Source organism: Elstera litoralis, from assembly GCF_000963705.1.
Lineage (GTDB): Bacteria > Pseudomonadota > Alphaproteobacteria > Elsterales > Elsteraceae > Elstera > Elstera litoralis.
The window spans coordinates 1-1176 of the sequence record NZ_LAJY01000603.1 but is presented as its reverse complement, the minus strand read 5'-3'; the positions used below and the strand labels follow the sequence as shown (position 1 = coordinate 1176).

Below are 1176 nucleotides of genomic sequence, written 5' to 3'. Positions count from 1 at the left end.
GTTCCTGACGGCAGGCTGACGGCGGGCCATTTTTCGGAAAGAAGCGTAATTTTCCGAAACTTATCTCGCGCGCGGCTGCATCATATTTGCGCAGGCTGCATTCGCATTTTCGATTTGTCACCGCGCCGGAAACCGGGCAAGGCTTACCGCCCCGGCACTGAAGCCGGGAACGATTTGTCATAAAGGGACATATCATGGCCAAACACGCAGTCGGTATCGTTGGCGCTACGGGCGCCGTCGGGGCCGAATTGATGAGTGTGCTGGCCGATCTGAACTATCCGGTCGGCTCGCTCCATCTGTTCGCCTCTGAACGGTCGGCCGGTAAAACGACTACCACGCCCTTCGGGGAAAAAACCATTGAAGCCTTTTCCGTGGAAGCCGCGCAGCAATGCGATGTGGTCTTCCTGGCCGTTTCCGGCGAGTTCGCTAAGGAATACGCCCCGAAGATCGCGGAAAAGGCCCTGGTGATCGATAATTCTTCGGCTTTCCGTCTCGACGATGCGGTGCCGCTGGTGATCCCGGAAATCAACCCGGAAACCGCCAAGGGCAAAAAGCTGATCGCCAACCCGAATTGCACCACGGCAATTCTGGCGGTGGCGCTATGGCCGCTGCACAAGGTGTTTGGGGTGAAGAAGGTCATCGTTTCCTCCTACCAAGCCACCTCGGGGGCCGGGGTTGAGGGGATGAACGAGCTTCTGGCCGAATCGCGCGTCGTGCTCGATGGCGGTACGGCGGGGCATAAGGTGTTCGCGCACCCGATTGCCTTCAACCTCATCCCGCATATCGATAGCTTCCAGCCGAACGGCTACACGCGCGAAGAAATGAAAGTCACCTGGGAAACCCGGAAGATTTTCGGCGCGCCGGATATGCCGATCTCCTGCACGGCGGTGCGCGTGCCGACCTTACGCGTGCATTCGGAAGCCGTGACGATTGAAACCGAAAAGCCGATTACGGTGGAAGCCGCGCGCGCCGCGATTGCCGCTGCCCCCGGCGTGAAGCTGGTCGACGATCCGGCAAACAACGTCTACCCGATGCCGATCAATGCCACGATGCAGCATGATTGCAACGTCGGTCGCATTCGTCAGAGCCTGATTTTTGGCGACCACGGTATCGATTTCTTCGTTTCGGGCGACCAGTTGCTCAAAGGTGCGGCACTGAATGCCGTGCAGATTGCTC

Annotated in this window: 1 protein-coding gene; it reads left to right on the top strand. The window is 58.8% G+C overall.

Going from position 1 to position 1176, the window contains the following annotated elements:
* Positions 1-194 precede the first annotated feature (194 nt).
* A partial coding sequence (locus VZ95_RS18105) for an aspartate-semialdehyde dehydrogenase (protein WP_045777103.1) occupies positions 195-1176 on the top strand: 982 nt, incomplete at its 3' end.